Genomic DNA, 16,002 nt, shown 5'->3' with positions numbered 1-16,002 from the left:
GGCGGGCCCTTCTCGACAGAGAGGTGGCCGCTTAAGCAGGCCGACGCGCGAACTGTCCGGTCTTGCGGAACCGCCACAGATAGGACGGCACAACCGCCTGCAGCGAGTCGGGCTGAATGCCGAGCCCCTGCAGCGTGAGCCCCGCCGTCTTGGCCGCCTCCGACACCACGTTGTCGACCTCGAGCATCCGCACCTGATCCGGCGTCAGCTTGAAGGCGCCCGGAGCGAACTGCAGCAGCATCGCCTGCAGGCTGGCAAAGCCGAACGACAACGGCACCAGCAGCGGATTGCGATCGGTGGTCTCCAGAATGATGCGCATGATTTCGCGCATCGTCAGCACTTCCGGTCCGCCGAGTTCGTAAATGGCCCCCGGCTTCGCGAGACCATCGACCGCATCGGCGACCGCGGTGGCGACGTCGCCGACATAGACCGGCTGCAGCTTGGTGTCGGCGCCGACCAGCGGCAGCACCGGCGACAGCCGCGCCAGCGCGGCGAAGCGATTGGTGAACTGATCTTCCGGACCGAACACCACCGACGGACGGAAGATGGTGGCCTGCGGCGCAGCGGCGAGGACCGCCTGTTCGCCGGCAGCCTTGCTGCGGGCATAACGCGCCGGCGACTCCGGATCGGCGCCGATCGCCGAGACGTGCACCATCCGGGCTCCGGCAGACGCGGCGGCCTGCGCCACGTTGGCGGCTCCGGCACCCTGCACCGAATTGAACTTCTGTGCGCCGCCCTCGGCGAGAATGCCGACCAGGTTGATCGCCACATGCGCGCCGCGCATCGCTGCCGCGACCGATTCGGGATAGCGCAGATTCGCCTGCACGGCGTGGATCTGGCCGACACGGCCGAGCGGCTGCAGATGCCCCGCCAGCTCCGGCCGACGCACCGCGACCCGAATCCGATAGTCGCGGCGCGCCAGGGCGCTGACGACATGCCGGCCGATGAAGCCGGAGCCACCGAAAACCGTGACGAGCGTGTCGATGTTCGAAGTCATGCGGGCTGATCCTGATCGCAAGGAGCGTCTTGTGACGTCCGGGAATTCGCGGACATTCTGGCGGTTTCGCGTTATGTCATCAACCTTTCCCTGTACAGCGCATTTGGTCGGCGGAAGCCATTTGACTTTTCCGTAACGCCTCCCTATCAAGCGCCCCGGGCCCAGGTGGCGGAATTGGTAGACGCGCTGGTTTCAGGTACCAGTGGGTAACACCGTGGAGGTTCGAGTCCTCTCCTGGGCACCAAGCTGTTCGAAATCCCCAAATTTCGAATTAGTTAGGTCCTTTCAAAGCATTGCGCTGGCCCCACTGTGCTACATGGGTGTGCCTCAATGCTTTACCGAATGGTCCGTCCGGTGCTCCGTAAGGGCTCTCGCAACCACCAATTTCACCAGCGAATTCCAACGGACGTTAGACCGAGAATAGCTGGCCTTCGGCTCGACATTCCGCTTGGTGATTCGACGATCTCCCGAACGCTTTCCGCGAACGCTGCGGCCATCCGGCTTTCTCTGCAGACGAACGACCCTACAGAAGTCAAGCGACGTCAGGCAGGGGTGGCAACCTACCTCGCCAGTGTCTGGGACGCCCTGCGCACGGACGGACCGGTCTCCCTCACCCACCGGCAGGCCACAGCGCTCGCTGGAGAGCTTTTTCGTTCTTGGGCAGACGATGGGGCCGCTCGGAGCTTGGCCATTGAGCAGGCTCCTGAGGGCGGCTGGCAGCTGGTCCAAAACGAAACAGACGAAGACCGCAACGCCGAATGGGCGGCAGTGAACGCCTACTGGGAGAGAATCGGCTCGACGGGGCGAAGCCAAGACCTGGAAGCCCCCCTTGGACCTTTGATCGCACGCATGTTGCTTGGGAAGGGCATAAGGGAGATTGATGGGCAGTCGCGATTAATGCTGCTCGAAGCCTTCTGGAAAGCCCTCCGGGAGGCATTCGAAGTCCGCACCCGCTATTCGATGGGAGATTATCGGCCACCCCAATACGCCGACAGATTCCCAGATTGGGAAAGCGGCGGACTCCCCCAGAGGTCGTCCAGCAGCAACAATCCGCCAAACAGCAAGCGCATCGAGCTAACGCGGCTCGTCGCAGACTGGTGGAAAGAGGCCGAGAGTTCGGGCCTCAAGCGAAGTACGCACGAGAGCTATCGGAACACGGTGGCGAAGTTCGTCACCTTCCTGGGACACGATGACGCAAGCCGTGTGTCGAAGGACGATGTGCTGAGATTCAAGGAGCACCGGCTTGCATCGGGAGTGAGCGCGAAGACCGTAAAGGACAGCGATCTGGCGGCCTTAAAGACGCTGTTCGGCTGGGCCGTGGCGAACAATCGGCTCGCAGAAAACCCGGCTCATGGGGTGACCATAAAGCTCGGTAGACGGATGAAGCTCCGCTCCAACGGGTTCACCGATCAAGAAGCATTAGACATTCTTCGACATGCGGCGGCTTACAAGCCCCTCGGCGAGGCTCCGAAGCTCGCGGCAGTAAAGCGTTGGGTGCCGTGGCTCTGTGCGTTCACAGGCAGTCGCGTCGGCGAGATGCTGCAACTGCGGAAGCAGGATGTCCGGCTTGAAGGGGGACATTGGGTGGCGTTGATTACGCCGGAAGCTGGCACAGTTAAGTCAAACGAGGCTCGGGAAGTAGTCTTGCATCCCCAGCTCATCGAGTTGGGCTTCATCGAATTCGTTCAGCGGGCGGCCCCCGGGCATCTGTTCATTACCCCTCGCCCCCGTGATGGCGATCTTTTGGCCCCGATCAAAACCGCTCGAAATAAGCTGGGAGCGTTCGTCAGAGAGGTCATCACCGATCCAAACATCAATCCCAATCACGGATGGCGGCATCGATTTAAGACGGTGGGGAGAGAGTGCGGCGTTGCGGACACGGTTCTCGATGCACTTCAGGGACACGCACCTAAGACCGTTGGCGACCACTATGGAGACGTCACCATTAGGGCGCGAGCAGCGGCCATAGGCAAATTCCCTCGCTACGAGGTTGATAGGCAATCCGCAGCTAAGGGCGGCAAATGACCGTAGCAGCTTTTGCCGAGGCTCTTGGCCGGGCCGTCAGAAAGCATCGCCCAAACGTTCGCCTCCGCGAATGGATTGGCGTTCTGCTTCTCGGGATCAATGCGATATGCCTCGTGACGCTTGTCTGGATGAGCCGCTATGATGTCAGCAGTCCCGGGCTAGTCCTCGATAGGATTTCGCACACCGTCTACACATGTAACAACGGGAGGCATGCAGGCGACCCCTCCCGTTGCTATCAACTCTATCCGCCCCAATACACTTACGGAGCGGACGGCATGCAAAAACCCTGAATGGTTAAGACTGCATGCCCTTCAGAGGCAGCTTGTCGAGGAGTGAAAGGATGTCCCTTAGAAGAGAGGCGTACTCGGCCCTCGTTATATCAAAGTCAAGCTTGTCCCGATTGGCGTCAAAGCAGTGCATGGCCATCTTCAGCGCAAACTCTCTGCCTCGATAAGGCGACTTGGTGGGGGTTCCCTCCAGGGTGAGTTGCTGGCTTGAGAGGTGCTCCGTGCGGGCTGGCAGATCCTTTCGTCGGTATGACCGATGGTCGTCGCCGCTCGGGGTCTGATACCCCGCTTGCGTATCCGCGATGATGCGAGCCATGGGAACCTTGAGGCTTTGCCCATTGAACATCGCACGGTAATGCAGATAGTCCCGCCGGTCGGGATGATGCATCCTCTTCCGGTTTAGGCCGATTGATCCCCCGGCTAGAGTAAGGGCTCTGATTAACGCGATCCCAGGAGCGTCGAGCACCCGTGGGCTCCGTAAGACCCCTTCTTCCCCAGTGTGCTTAACCTGGACTCCTAGATCGGGAGTGATCGCCTGTATCGATCCCTGAGGGACGCCTTGTCGCAGCCACTCTGTCTCAGGAGGGGGACTGTCAGGATGAGCCGCGTGTTTAAGTGCGGCTTTAACATACCACTTAAGGCCGGCATGGCCCTCCTTTGAGATTGGAGGATAAGCAGGCGAGCGCTGGCGAATGCGCGGAACATCCGGCATCGTTTAGCTCCTGTTATGTTGGGATGTTGGTTCGGTGGTCTGGGATGCGCCCGGAAGCGTCCTAGAGAGGGTGACCGAGATACCCACGACCGATGTGACCTCGCGAGAGAGGGGAGGCACTGTCACGGTTGTGTCGGGGATCAGCCAACGGGGTGATCGCCGGCTGCTTGCTCTTCGATGCCTAAAGGCGACGATCTTGGGTCGCCCCTTTGTGAGACGATCGCGCGGCATCTTCCCCATTTGGGAGGCTGCGACGGGGGTGCCTAACAACGCCCCGCCCGGCAGTGCGCGATTCCCAAGGCGCCGCGACAAGGCGACTCCTTGGACATCAGGAACTTTCGGGTTCTTGATACCCCTCGGAGGTTGAGAGCTCCCGGGTCATACTAGTCACCCTAATTCAGCCAAGTCATTGATCGACGCAAAAACATCAAAAGAATCAAACGACTATTCGGAGCGCGGGGCCCGTGAGTGTCGCCCGGAGTCCTGTCGCAAGTTGGGGGGTAAAAGGCCCTTCCGGCGCCGGGAATGGGCGGCGTCGCTAGCGTTGAGCGGCAAGAACTTAGCGGTTCATACTAGGGGACCTAATTTCCGTGCGTCAGAGGCCCGCTAAATGGACCAGTTGGCCAACATCGCTTCTGCCGCCGAAGGGTTGGCCCTTATGCGGTAGATCGTCTGTCGACTTAACCCCGTGGCTTTCGCGATCTCCCCGACACCCTGACCGTCCATTTGTCGCACGGTGGTGAGTTGGGCATGGGTAAAGCTGGGCTTGCGGCCTCGATACTTGATGTCACCTTCCTTGGCCCTCGCAAGGGCAATGCCGCCCCTCTGGGCTTCCTTGATCGCCTCGGCGTTGGCTTGGGCGGTGGCGGCCAAGAAGCCAATAAGCGCGTCCCGGACGGCCTGCTGCATTGGGTCGGTGGTCGCGCCATCGAACGTCAGATTGTTGATGACCGTGCGGACCACGACACCACGTCGCATGAACTCTTGAATGGTGTCGCGGACGTCGCCGTAATTGCGACCGAGCCGGTCAACCCAGCGGACGACCAGCGAATCGCCCCCACGAAGCATGTCGAACAGCCGCTTTCCGTTGGGTCGTTCCTTAAAGGCCACCGTGACGCCCGACACGCCATGGTCGGCAACAACCTGGTCGATCTTGAAGCCAGCAGCTTCGGCCTGCATCAGCTGGTGCTCGATGGTCTGTTCGATAGTCGAGACGCGAGCGTAGAGGATGGTGGCCATGACGCCTCTCTGTCCGAATGGGTTGCGTCCGTATAAGACGGTGTCCGTAAACCGATGTCAACCCTTGCGGACGCGCATTTCTAAGCTGATGGGAAGACCGCATGGGTATGCCCTAACGGACACTCGAACGAAGCTGTCGGGCGACCCCGGACAACCAGCCCCCTTGATCTTTCTTTATCTTTGGAACAAAATAAGAACAAATAGGGTTCGATTGCGCTGCGACTCATGCTGTAGCATAGTGATGCACTCTGCAGCATTCCGAGGCATGGCATGGCCGTTAGCTCTGAAGACTCTGCGACCCGCGTCACTGCGAGTTTGACGAAGGAGCAATACCGCGTGATCCGTGCGCTTGCAGAAAAGCACAAGGTCAGCGTCTCTTGGCTCGTGCGTTTCGCGGTGGGCAGGCTCGTCGAGGAGGCGGATGCGGTCCAGCTACCTCTTGATCTGCTCCGGCGTCCCTAAGGATCAGGCGAGACAGTAATGCTGATTGAAAATGGCACAGAGCATTTCGCTCGCGAAACCAGTTACAGGGTAAAGCGCGCCCGCAGTAAGGCGAGCCCCCGCTTTACGTGCCTCGATTTGTTCTGCGGTGCGGGAGGCCTTTCGGAGGGGTTTCGACAGGCAGGGTTCCAAACAGTTGCGGCTAACGACTACGACGCTTGGGCGGGCGCAACCTACGAGCAAAATCACGGACCACACGGCACCAAATTCGTGCTCGGGGATATCACTGCTCCAGCGGTGAAAGAGGCATTGCTTCAGCACGTCCGCGGTATGGAAATTGATGTCGTAGCTGGAGGCCCGCCCTGCCAAGCTTTCTCCCAGGTGCGCAATCACAAGCGCATCATCGATGATCCTCGGAACAGCCTCTATCGTCACTTCGTGCAAGTCTTGGGTCTAGTACGTCCCCGGATGTTCGTGATGGAGAACGTCCCCGGCCTTGAGAACCTCGCAGGCGGCGCAGTCAGGAAGCAGATCATTGAGGATCTGGCACTCGACGGAGAGTATCTGGTCGAGAGCAAGGTACTTGACGCAGCTGCGTTCGGCGTCCCGCAAAACCGCTTGCGTGTCGTATTTGTGGGTGTTCGGCGCGATTTGCACACACGCCCCGTGTTCCCGTCCGGTCTTAACGGAGTTGAGCTGCCAAGGCTCGACCGTGTTCCCGGAAAAAGGGGCTTCCAGTATCGTCACGCGAAGGACGTGGACAGCGCTAAGGTGCTCGATCGGCTACTGGATGCCACATGCGTTGACTTGGTCACGGTGCGGCAAGCCATTGGCGACTTGATCCATTTGCGGCCGAATGCACGGCTAGTTCGCAAACCATCAAACGAAGCCATCGAATACGAAAGCGCGCCCCTCAGCGCGTACCAACGTGCTAGGCGTTCGAATTCCAAGCTGCTCTTGAATGCAGATGTCCCATCAATACGAGAAGACACGGTCACCAGATTGAAGGCGATCCCGCAGGGCGGGAATTTCCGTGATCTTCCTGAGGCGCTCTCCGCCCGGTACCTAAATGACCAAAAATGGGGACCGGAGCTTGGACGAGAAAACCTCAGCCGGAAGTACTTTTTCGCCTATAGGAAGCTTCATCCTGACCATTTTAGCTGGACGCTAAACACGAAAGCGGACTGCGTCTACCATTACGGGACGCCAAGGGCACTCACTGTCCGGGAGTTCGCACGCCTTCATTCGTTCGACGACAGCTACCACTTCCTGCACGGAGACCGGCATAGTCGTTATCGGCAAGTGGGCAACGCCGTCCCGCCGCTTCTCGCAAAAGCGATTGCCCAGGCACTGATTCCGGTACTCTCAGCGCATGATCAAGAGCAAGCGCGTTGCGCCATAGCAGCTGAGTGAGTCACGCCTCACCAAACCGGCCTCGCATGTCTGTCAAAAAATAGTCCAGCGACCGAAGTTTGCCGGTTCCGACCCAAGGCTCAATTTCCTTGAACCGCTCGGCGTGTGTTTCTCGGAGCAGCGGCAATGAGATGTGGTAAATTCGGTGAAAGATATATCCCCCCTCCCCTCCAGGCATGGCGTTCGCCACATTCTTCAGTCGCGCGAGATCGAACTCATTCGTAATTAGAACATATTCGAGCTCGGTTGATTGCGTTTTGTTTGTCTGGAACGAATTGTATTCAGACTGGAATTGTGTCTCGCGATCCTGACGCATCGACCACTTCGCGGTGGCGATGACATGGGTGATGTTGCCGTCGACAATGCCCACATCGGGGTGCGGTTCTCGCTTGCGTCTTTCACCTGGTTGGGGTGCGGGAAACTTGCGAAATCCCGGCATGCTCGACACTGGAGTGCGCAGCTGGAGCTTATGTTCGGGCACGCAAGATACCGACCGCAGAAGAAGCCACAGCAAGTCCTCGAAGCCCTCACCAAGCGCGTTCTTGCGCTTATTTCCTATGGTGAAAAAATCCCGGCTAAGGCCTTCAATATTCCGGGCTAGCGCCGCCGCGCGAATATCCTCGATGCCCTCCCCGCGAAGCATCGTACCGATGGCCGAGATTAGCTCAGACTCGGTCTCTTCATCGAGGGCGCTCTCGGCGTTGTCTTCCCTGCGGCGCTTCCATTCGTCGACGCACCCTTTGAACAACAGGTCTATCCGTTGCGGCAATTCCTTTCGGGTGATTCTCCAATGATCGCAGAGAAGCTCCGTGAAACGCACAGCACGAGAATGAAACACCCCTGAGGGCTGCATGTGGTTCGAGTCATAGATGTGCGCGAGACCCGCACCAAGATTCATCCAAAGCAGACATTTATAGACGTGCTCCCAGGCATTTGCCGCTGTGACCTCCCCCGCTCTTGCAAAATACTCATTGAGCACACGCATTCGGGTCGCTTGACCAAAAGGCGTATCGGTCCGGCGCTTCACCACAGGCGGCCCCCTTTGGCCGAATCAATTGATTGTCTGAGAATCACAACACAACTGGATAGCTCAGCCAGGCCAATATTGGAGTCCCCCGGAGGCGGAATGGATAAACTAACGCCCGAACAGCGCAGCCAAAACATGAGCAAGATTCGCAGCCAGAACACATCACCGGAAATGCAGGTCCGGCGGTTCTTGCATCTGCACGGGCTTCGTTACCGGCTTCATTCGAAGCATCTTCCTGGCAAGCCGGACATCACGTTCCCTGGTCGACGGGCGTGCGTATTTGTGCACGGCTGCTTTTGGCACGGATGTCCACGCTGCATCGACGGTACTCGGCCCGTAAAGAGCAACACTCAGTATTGGTCAGGCAAGATCGCGGGGAACCGCGCGAGAGATGCTCGCCATAGGGCGGCGCTTAAGGCTGAGGGCTGGGCCGTGTTCACTGTCTGGGAGTGTGAAATACAGCGCCCGGGCCGGCTTCAGAAACTGCTAGAGCAGATCAAGAGGAAGAAGGTCGCGAGCCCTATCGCGCCGCCAAAGAGGCCACAGAAACTCTCTTCAGGTCGATTTGAGGGGAGGACCGGGGATAACGCAGATACCCGAAGGCTGAGGTGACGTCTCGCATTTCTGACCCTTTGCAATTTTGGCCAGTGCGAATGCGGCACGAGACTGTGTAACAATCTTGCCAGCCGTCGAAAAAACACCTATGAATCCAATGTATTGTGAAGCTGGCTGGCCAATCCTCTCCTGGGCACCATTGCCCACGCCCTTCTCCTCACATCGACATCTGTCAAAGACCGCGGTTGTCAAAAACCTCGGGTCGAGGCGTCCACCGCCAGGTGGCGGCGCCCCTCGCGTCGCGCGGATCGGGGCGATAGGTTGGGCGGCCGATTCGGGGCGTTCGGCGCCCTCCTCCATGGCCCAAGGGTTTGCGACACATGACGATCCGCCTGCATCGCGGCGACCTGCCGGATCTTTCCCGCTATAAAAATTCTGTGGCGATCGACACCGAGACGATGGGGCTGCATCCGCATCGCGACCGGCTGTGCGTGGTGCAGCTCTCAAACGGCGACGGCAGCGCGGATGTGGTGCAGATTCCGCAGGGCGCGACCGACGCGCCGAACCTGAAAAAGCTGCTCGGCGACCCGGCCGTGGTGAAGATCTTCCACTTCGCCCGATTCGATCTTGCGGCGCTGTACAAGGCGTTCGGCGTGATGCCGCAGCCGGTCTACTGCACCAAGATCGCCTCGCGCCTGACCCGCACCTACACCGACCGCCACGGCCTGAAGGACCTGGTGCGCGAACTGCTCGGCATCGACCTGTCGAAGCAGCAGCAATCCAGTGACTGGGGCGCCGCTACCCTGAACGACGCGCAGCTCGCCTATGCGGCCTCCGACGTGCTTCATCTGCATGCGCTGCGCGACAAGCTCGACACCATGCTGGCACGGGAGAACCGGACCGATCTGGCGGCGGCCTGCTTCAATTTCCTGCCGGTGCGTGCCCGGCTCGACCTCGATGGCTGGAGCGAAGAGGACATTTTCGCCCATTCGTGATCAATTTCGCCGAATCCGCCACGGGCGCCGACGCCGGCCGCCGGGCCGCGCCGTGTTTCGGTCATACTCCTCGGTCTGATGGGCTGGGCGTGGCCCTCCCCCGACGGGGCGATTAAGATAACATTAACGATGTGCTGCAGACTGGAGGCCGTGCCCAGCAGCGGCGCTCCGAACGCCGCAGCGCACGGCTCCGTAAGACGCGCCAGACCAACTCGGGAGCAGCGGTGACGGCGGTTCAGATGTCGTCCTATCAGGCCGGAATGGAAGCGCGCTTCGCGGCAGCGGCGCGCCACAGCCGCTTGGTGCGAACGCTACGGGTCGCGGTGCCGCTGGTCGTGCTGCTGTCGATGGCCGTGATCGTCGCAATCTCGGTGTTCAACCCGTTCCGCTATTTGTCGAAACTGCCGCTCGACGTCGGCGATCTAGTGGTCTCGGGCACCAAGATCACGATGGAGGCGCCGCATCTGGCCGGCTTCACCGACGACGGCCGCCCCTACGAAATGTGGGCCCGCACGGCGACCCAGGATCTGACCAGCCAGGATCACGTCGACCTGCATACGCTGCGAGCCAAGGTGCTGTCGGAAGACCAGTCCACCGTGGTGATCGAGGCCCGCGAGGGTCAGTTCCAGACCAAGGCGCAGCTTTTGAAACTGAACAAGGATGTCTATCTGCACAATTCGAGCGGTACCGAGGCGTGGATGACGCAGGCGGATGTCGATATGGGCAAGGGCACCGTCACCTCGGACGCGCCGGTCGACGTCAAATGGGAGGGCGGCACACTAAGGGGCCAGCGGATGCGCATCACCGAAAAAGGCGACCTGATCCGCTTCGAGGGCGGCGTGGTGATGAACCTCGACAATGCCTCTTTGGCTGAGCCGGCCGCAGCCCCTGCCGCACAACCCGCACCGCCCGCTGTCCCGGCCAAGCAGCGGCCAGCGCCCAATTCCAGCCAGCGGGCTCCCGCGAGGTGACCTCGACTATGCCGATTGCCGTCCTTCCCCGCCCGCGCCGCAGCCCGGCCGCGCTCGTCAGCGCCACGCTGCTCGCCCTGTCCGTCCTCGGGGCGGGCCCGGTGGCGGCGCAAAGCGCCGTGCAGGGCGTGCCCAACGCGATGCAGGGCTTTTCGCAAAACCGCGACAAGCCGATCCAGATCGAATCCGACACCTTGGAAGTGCGGGACAAGAACAAGGAAGCAACGTTCTCCGGCAACGTCAAAGTGGTGCAGGGCGACACCACCATGACGTCACAGTCGCTGGTGGTGTTCTACGACCAGGATCAGGCACCGGCGAAGGGTACCAAAGCCAAGCCGCTGCCGGCGGCCGCCCCCGGACCGGACGGCGCCTCGTCGATCCGGCGGCTGGAAGCCAAGGGCCACGTTGTGGTCACCCAGAAGGACCAGGTCGTCACCGGCGACAAGGCGATATTCGAGACCAAGACTAACCTGGTGACGATGACCGGCAACGTGGTGCTGACACAGGCGCGCAACGTGGTGCGCGGCGACCGCCTGCTGGTCGACATGACCACCGGCGTGTCGCGGGTGGAATCCGACAGCGGCCGGGTGCAGGGCCTGTTTCAGTCGTCCGGAGCCAGTGGCGGTGGCGGTGGCGGTGGCGGTGGTCCGTTGCCGCTCGTGCCGCAGAGCGGCCCGAGCAAGCCGAAGTGACCGGCCTGGATCAACAGCAAGGACCGCCGATGTTGAACCGGATGCCGCCGGCCTGTAACAGCGACCGGAGTGCACTGCCCCCGCGGCCTCGCTGCGTCCGCGCAGTGCCAGCACATGACACCAGCGCTCCCCCCTTCACGACGACGGAGCGGGACGTCATGGGACAGGTTTGGTAACTGCATGGTGGATCTTCGCGGCATGTTCCGGCGACGCAGCCCGAAAACTCCCGGGCCCGCAGCCGCGCAGAATGGGATCACCGGGTATGGCGCCGCTGTCGGCGATCTGTTGACCACACCGGTGCGAGATGCGCCGCCGGTCACGCGGAGTGATGCCTACGAGGCTCCGCAGCGACAACCGGCCGCAACGGCACCGCCGCGCCGCGCCGCAGCCCCGCAGGCGGCCACACCGCAACCGGCCCCAGCATCCAGTTACCTGGCGGTGCACAGCATCGAAAAGAGCTTCGGCACCCGCAAGATCGTGCGCGGCGTCAGTATCTATGTCCGTCGCGGCGAGGCGGTCGGACTGCTCGGCCCGAACGGCGCCGGCAAGACCACGGTGTTCTACATGATCACCGGACTGATCAAGGCGGATCGGGGCGCGATCGAACTCGACGGCCACAACGTGACCAAGCTGCCGATGTATCAGCGCGCGCGGCTGGGTATCGGTTACTTGCCGCAGGAAGCCTCGATTTTTCGCGGCCTCACCGTCGAGCAGAACATCCGCGCGGTGCTGGAAGCCGTCGAACCCGACCGCCGCAAGCGCGAAGCGCAGCTCGACAATCTGCTGCAGGAATTCAACATCGAGCGCTTACGCAAATCGCCGTCGATTGCGCTGTCGGGCGGTGAGCGTCGCCGGGTCGAGATCGCCCGCGCGCTCGCCAGCCGACCGAACTACATGCTGCTCGACGAACCGTTCGCCGGTATCGACCCGATTGCGGTCGGCGATATTCAGGATCTGGTGCGTCATCTGACTAATCGCGGTATCGGCGTGCTGATCACCGACCATAACGTCCGCGAAACGCTGGGCCTCACCGACCGAGCCTACATCGTCTACGCCGGTGAAATCCTGACCGAGGGGACGCCGGAAGAGATCGTCAATGATCCGGACGTGCGACGGCTTTACCTCGGCGAGGAGTTCCGACTGTGATGCCGGTTGCGGTTTGAGGCGAGACGGTCCATGATCTTCGGGCCGAAGCTGATCCAGATACCGGATCGGAGCTACCAAAATACCGGCACCCGCGGCAGATCGAAGCGACGCCGCCCCTACTCCAAATTTCCCATCCGTCAAGACGTGTACAACCGCTCTGGAAAGGCGTAAGCAAGAAACGGACCAACTACCGCTTCTTGGCCACCATGGCACTGTCGCAACGTCTCGAATTCCGCCAGACTCAGTCTCTGGTGATGACCCCGCAACTGATGCAGGCGATCAAGCTGCTTCAGTTGTCGAATCTCGACCTCGCGGCTTTCGTGGAAGACGAGATCGAGAAGAACCCGTTGCTCGATCGCGCCGGCGACAATGCGGAACCACCGGTCGCCGGTGAGGCCCCGCCGGATGGCGCCGAGGGCGGTGGCGACTTCAGCACGAGCGGCGGCGACGACATCGGCGGCGAAGGCACGCAAGATTTCGTGGATCCCGCCGGGGCCGGTGCGTTCGAGCCGGGCACCGAAGAATGGATGCACCGCGATCTCGGCAGCCGCAGCGATATCGAGCAGACGCTCGATACCGGCATGGAAAACGTCTTCCCCGAAGAGCCCGCCGAGGCTGCGGCGCGTGCCGCGCAGGACAGCGCGCCGGCCTCCTATACCGAATGGGGCGGCGGCGCCTCGTCCGATGAAGGTTACAATCTCGAAGCTTTCGTGGCCGCCGAGACCTCGCTCGCAGACCATCTCGCCGAACAGCTCGCCGTTGCGGTGACCACTCCGTCGCATCGCCTGATCGGGCAGTATCTGATCGATCTGGTCGACGACGCCGGCTACCTGCCGGCCGACCTCGGCGACGCTGCCGATCGGCTCGGCGCCAGCCCGGCCGACGTCGAAGCGATCGTGCAGGTACTGCAGACCTTCGACCCGCCCGGCATCTGCGCGCGCAATTTGAGCGAATGCCTCGCCATCCAACTGCGCGAGCGCGACCGGTACGATCCGGCCATGCAGGCGCTGGTCGAACACCTCGACCTCCTGGCCAAGCGCGATGTCGCAAGCTTGCGCAAGATCTGCGGCGTCGACGACGAAGACCTCGTCGACATGATCGGCGAGATCAGGCACCTCGATCCGAAGCCCGGACTGAAGTTCGGCTCGTCGCGGGTGCAAACCATCGTCCCCGACGTGTTCGTCCGTCCCGGCCCCGACGGCGGCTGGCTGGTCGAACTCAACAGCGACACACTGCCGAAGGTGCTGGTCAACCAGACGTATTATTCCGAGCTGTCGAAGACCATCCGCAAGGACGGCGACAAATCGTACTTCTCGGACTGCCTGCAGAACGCCACCTGGCTGGTACGCGCGCTCGATCAGCGCGCCCGCACCATCCTGAAGGTCGCGACCGAGATCGTGCGCCAGCAGGACGGCTTCTTCACCCATGGCGTGAAGCATCTGCGACCGCTGAATCTGAAAGCCGTGGCCGACGCGATTCAGATGCACGAATCCACCGTGTCGCGCGTCACCGCCAACAAATACATGGCGACCAACCGCGGCACCTTCGAGCTTAAGTATTTCTTCACCGCATCGATCGCTTCCGCCGACGGCGGCGAGGCGCATTCGGCCGAAGCTGTGCGCCACCAGATCCGCCAGTTGATCGACAACGAAGATCCGTCAGCGATCCTGTCGGATGATACGATCGTCGAACGTCTGCGCGCAGCCGGCATCGACATCGCGCGCCGCACCGTCGCGAAATATCGCGAAGCGATGCGCATCCCTTCTTCAGTGCAGCGCCGCCGTGACAAGCAGAACATGCTCGGCACGCAGTCGGCGGCCGCGAACCGGTCCCGCGACACCGCCCCGGCTTGATTGCACCACCCTGCTCTGACTAGTGTCAGATCCCCTAAGACGAATCGAGGTAATCCCCATGACCATCCGGATATCCGGCAAGAGCATCAGCATCGGCGAAGCGCTACGCGGCCGCGTGAGCGAGCGCACCGAAGAGGTGCTGCGCAAGTATTTTGATGGGAATTATTCGGGACACTTCACGCTCAGCAAGGACGGCTTCGGCTTCCGCACCGATTGTGCGCTGCACCTCGATTCCGGCATCACCCTCGAGGCCGAGTCCAACGCCGCCGACGCCTATGTCAGCGCCGATCAGGCGTTGGCGCAGATCGAGAAGCGGCTGCGTCGCTACAAGAGCCGCCTGAAGGATCGCTCGGCCCGCAAGGCGCATGCGGAAGCGAACGTCCTGGCTGAACTCAGCACGCCGATGGACGTGCCGAGCTACGTCATCGAGGCGCCGGGCGATGAGGAACATCCCGAGGATGCCTACAACCCGGTGATCATCGCCGAGTCCACCACCGCGATGAAGCGGCTGTCGGTCAGCGAGGCGGTGGTCGAGCTCGACCTCACCGGTGCCCCGGTGGTGGTGTTCCTGCATGGCAGCTCGGGCCGCGTGAACATCATTTATCGCCGCGCGGACGGCAATATCGGCTGGATCGATCCCCCTGTGCTGAACGGCGCGAACTGACGCGCCGAAACGTCACGCGGGACGACCGCAGTCGCAACACCCGCGAGGCATTGACGCCCGAGCAACGCTCTGCCTATGGTCCGCCGCTTTTCGGCGGACCGCTGGCGCCATTTTACGGCTGCCGGCAGGAATGCTAGACTTAAGTTAGGATCATGAATCCAGAAGCGTTTTGACCGCGATGGGGAAATCGCGCGACGCTTCCCGGATCGAACGCTTGACGCAACCCACCGCCGTCCTATTTCACCCCGGACCGCACCAACACCCCCGGAACGCCTGATGACGATTACGGATCTTGTCGCGCCCGAGGCCGTCATCCCGGCGCTGAAGGTGATCAGCAAGAAGCAGGCGCTGCAGGAACTGGCGGCGCGTGCGGCCGAACTGACCGGCCAGAACGAGCGCTCGATCTTCGAGGTGCTGCTGCAGCGCGAGAAGCTCGGCACCACCGCGGTCGGCTACGGCGTCGCGATTCCGCACGGCAAGCTGCCGAAGCTGGAACGGCTGTTCGGGCTGTTCGCACGGCTGGAGCGGCCGATCGATTTCGAAGCGATGGACGGCCAGCCGGTCGACTTGATCTTCCTGCTGCTGGCGCCGGAAGGCGCTGGCGCCGATCATCTCAAAGCACTGGCACGGATCGCCCGTCTGCTGCGCGACCAGGATGTCGCCAAGAAGCTCCGCGCCTCCCGCGACGCCCAGGCGATCTATTCGGTGCTGGCGCTGCCACCTGCGACCGCGGCGTAATTGCGCGCCGTATTGCTTGCCAGCGGGCGCAACCGTCGCGAAGGCATTGGACTGACACCACAATGAGTCCTCAGCGCCGGAAACTGGTTCGGGCGCAGCAGCTATGCACGAGATCCTGCGTCGCTGACCAGCGATGGCATCAGCGCGAAATCGCGTTAGTAGTCGTCCGTGAACAATTTGGAAGCGGTTGATTTTGTTGGCTGATCGATTGTTGGCAAGTATTCGATTTTGCAGGAAAGCCGCGGGG

At 61.5% G+C, this 16,002-nt stretch carries 15 protein-coding genes and 1 tRNA gene; 12 read left to right on the top strand and 4 right to left on the bottom strand.

The genetic code is table 11. The features are described from left to right. Positions 1-31: 31 nt before the first annotated feature. Complete coding sequence (locus M9H71_RS10955; RefSeq protein WP_455405056.1) at positions 32-997, bottom strand: complex I NDUFA9 subunit family protein; 966 nt, start codon at positions 995-997, stop codon at positions 32-34. Positions 998-1,156: 159 nt separating this feature from the next. On the opposite strand from M9H71_RS10955, the gene M9H71_RS10950 reads away from it, so the two are divergent. Both M9H71_RS10950 and M9H71_RS10945 read left to right on the top strand, forming a co-directional pair. After that, positions 1,157-1,241 (top strand) — tRNA-Leu (locus M9H71_RS10950). 440 nt (positions 1,242-1,681) lie between these two features. Then, positions 1,682-3,022 (top strand): site-specific integrase, encoded by a 1,341-nt coding sequence (locus tag M9H71_RS10945; RefSeq protein WP_455405055.1) that lies wholly within the window; start codon positions 1,682-1,684, stop codon positions 3,020-3,022. Between the two features lie 294 nt (positions 3,023-3,316). Here the strand turns inward: M9H71_RS10945 and M9H71_RS10940 are convergent, their stop codons facing one another. Beyond that, complete coding sequence (locus M9H71_RS10940) at positions 3,317-3,697, bottom strand: hypothetical protein (protein WP_455405054.1); 381 nt, start codon at positions 3,695-3,697, stop codon at positions 3,317-3,319. Between the two features lie 930 nt (positions 3,698-4,627). Next, the gene (locus M9H71_RS10935; RefSeq protein WP_455405053.1) at positions 4,628-5,260 is read right to left on the bottom strand and encodes a recombinase family protein; all 633 of its coding nucleotides are present in this window, start codon (positions 5,258-5,260) and stop codon (positions 4,628-4,630) included. Positions 5,261-5,530: 270 nt separating this feature from the next. Here M9H71_RS10935 and M9H71_RS10930 point away from each other — a divergent pair, with 270 nt between their 5' ends. Next, positions 5,531-5,722 carry a ribbon-helix-helix protein, CopG family gene (locus M9H71_RS10930; RefSeq protein ID WP_455405052.1) on the top strand — a complete coding sequence of 64 codons (192 nt, stop codon included), beginning with the start codon at positions 5,531-5,533 and terminating at the stop codon, positions 5,720-5,722. An 18-nt stretch (positions 5,723-5,740) separates the two neighbouring features. After that, complete coding sequence (locus tag M9H71_RS10925) at positions 5,741-7,114, top strand: DNA cytosine methyltransferase (protein ID WP_455405051.1); 1,374 nt, start codon at positions 5,741-5,743, stop codon at positions 7,112-7,114. Position 7,115: 1 nt separating this feature from the next. Here the strand turns inward: M9H71_RS10925 and M9H71_RS10920 are convergent, their stop codons facing one another. Beyond that, positions 7,116-8,099: a hypothetical protein gene (locus M9H71_RS10920; protein ID WP_455405050.1), complete on the bottom strand. Its 984-nt coding sequence runs from the start codon at positions 8,097-8,099 to the stop codon at positions 7,116-7,118. Positions 8,100-8,240: 141 nt separating this feature from the next. On the opposite strand from M9H71_RS10920, the gene M9H71_RS10915 reads away from it, so the two are divergent. From M9H71_RS10915 to ptsN, 8 genes are all read left to right on the top strand, one after another. Beyond that, complete coding sequence (locus M9H71_RS10915; protein ID WP_455405049.1) at positions 8,241-8,753, top strand: very short patch repair endonuclease; 513 nt, start codon at positions 8,241-8,243, stop codon at positions 8,751-8,753. 323 nt (positions 8,754-9,076) lie between these two features. Then, positions 9,077-9,691: a ribonuclease D gene (locus M9H71_RS10910; protein ID WP_455405048.1), complete on the top strand. Its 615-nt coding sequence runs from the start codon at positions 9,077-9,079 to the stop codon at positions 9,689-9,691. A 224-nt stretch (positions 9,692-9,915) separates the two neighbouring features. Continuing rightward, positions 9,916-10,662 (top strand): LPS export ABC transporter periplasmic protein LptC, encoded by a 747-nt coding sequence (gene lptC / locus M9H71_RS10905; protein WP_455405047.1) that lies wholly within the window; start codon positions 9,916-9,918, stop codon positions 10,660-10,662. Positions 10,663-10,670: 8 nt separating this feature from the next. Continuing rightward, the gene (locus M9H71_RS10900; protein ID WP_455405046.1) at positions 10,671-11,354 is read left to right on the top strand and encodes an LptA/OstA family protein; all 684 of its coding nucleotides are present in this window, start codon (positions 10,671-10,673) and stop codon (positions 11,352-11,354) included. Between the two features lie 180 nt (positions 11,355-11,534). Then, positions 11,535-12,500, top strand: a complete 966-nt coding sequence (gene lptB, locus M9H71_RS10895) for an LPS export ABC transporter ATP-binding protein (RefSeq protein ID WP_455405045.1) — start codon at positions 11,535-11,537, stop codon at positions 12,498-12,500. A 206-nt stretch (positions 12,501-12,706) separates the two neighbouring features. After that, positions 12,707-14,353: an RNA polymerase factor sigma-54 gene (gene rpoN / locus M9H71_RS10890; protein WP_455405176.1), complete on the top strand. Its 1,647-nt coding sequence runs from the start codon at positions 12,707-12,709 to the stop codon at positions 14,351-14,353. 58 nt (positions 14,354-14,411) lie between these two features. Next, the gene (gene hpf / locus M9H71_RS10885) at positions 14,412-15,017 is read left to right on the top strand and encodes a ribosome hibernation-promoting factor, HPF/YfiA family (protein ID WP_455405044.1); all 606 of its coding nucleotides are present in this window, start codon (positions 14,412-14,414) and stop codon (positions 15,015-15,017) included. Between the two features lie 276 nt (positions 15,018-15,293). Then, positions 15,294-15,755 (top strand): PTS IIA-like nitrogen regulatory protein PtsN, encoded by a 462-nt coding sequence (gene ptsN, locus M9H71_RS10880; protein WP_455405043.1) that lies wholly within the window; start codon positions 15,294-15,296, stop codon positions 15,753-15,755. Positions 15,756-16,002 lie beyond the last annotated feature (247 nt).

Source organism: Rhodopseudomonas parapalustris, assembly GCF_053772255.1.
Note: the sequence above shows the minus strand (reverse complement) of the source record. Positions and strands in the feature narration are given on the sequence as shown.

Coding starts and splice junctions, on each gene's coding strand:
- M9H71_RS10940 (WP_455405054.1), bottom strand. CDS start 3,697: ATGCATCATCCCGACCGGCGGGACTATCTGCATTACCGTGCGATGTTC.
- M9H71_RS10910 (WP_455405048.1), top strand. CDS start 9,077: ATGACGATCCGCCTGCATCGCGGCGACCTGCCGGATCTTTCCCGCTAT.
- rpoN (WP_455405176.1), top strand. CDS start 12,707: ATGGCACTGTCGCAACGTCTCGAATTCCGCCAGACTCAGTCTCTGGTG.
- M9H71_RS10925 (WP_455405051.1), top strand. CDS start 5,741: ATGCTGATTGAAAATGGCACAGAGCATTTCGCTCGCGAAACCAGTTAC.
- M9H71_RS10955 (WP_455405056.1), bottom strand. CDS start 997: ATGACTTCGAACATCGACACGCTCGTCACGGTTTTCGGTGGCTCCGGC.
- hpf (WP_455405044.1), top strand. CDS start 14,412: ATGACCATCCGGATATCCGGCAAGAGCATCAGCATCGGCGAAGCGCTA.
- M9H71_RS10935 (WP_455405053.1), bottom strand. CDS start 5,260: ATGGCCACCATCCTCTACGCTCGCGTCTCGACTATCGAACAGACCATC.
- ptsN (WP_455405043.1), top strand. CDS start 15,294: ATGACGATTACGGATCTTGTCGCGCCCGAGGCCGTCATCCCGGCGCTG.
- lptB (WP_455405045.1), top strand. CDS start 11,535: ATGGTGGATCTTCGCGGCATGTTCCGGCGACGCAGCCCGAAAACTCCC.
- M9H71_RS10900 (WP_455405046.1), top strand. CDS start 10,671: ATGCCGATTGCCGTCCTTCCCCGCCCGCGCCGCAGCCCGGCCGCGCTC.
- M9H71_RS10930 (WP_455405052.1), top strand. CDS start 5,531: ATGGCCGTTAGCTCTGAAGACTCTGCGACCCGCGTCACTGCGAGTTTG.
- M9H71_RS10915 (WP_455405049.1), top strand. CDS start 8,241: ATGGATAAACTAACGCCCGAACAGCGCAGCCAAAACATGAGCAAGATT.
- M9H71_RS10920 (WP_455405050.1), bottom strand. CDS start 8,099: ATGCGTGTGCTCAATGAGTATTTTGCAAGAGCGGGGGAGGTCACAGCG.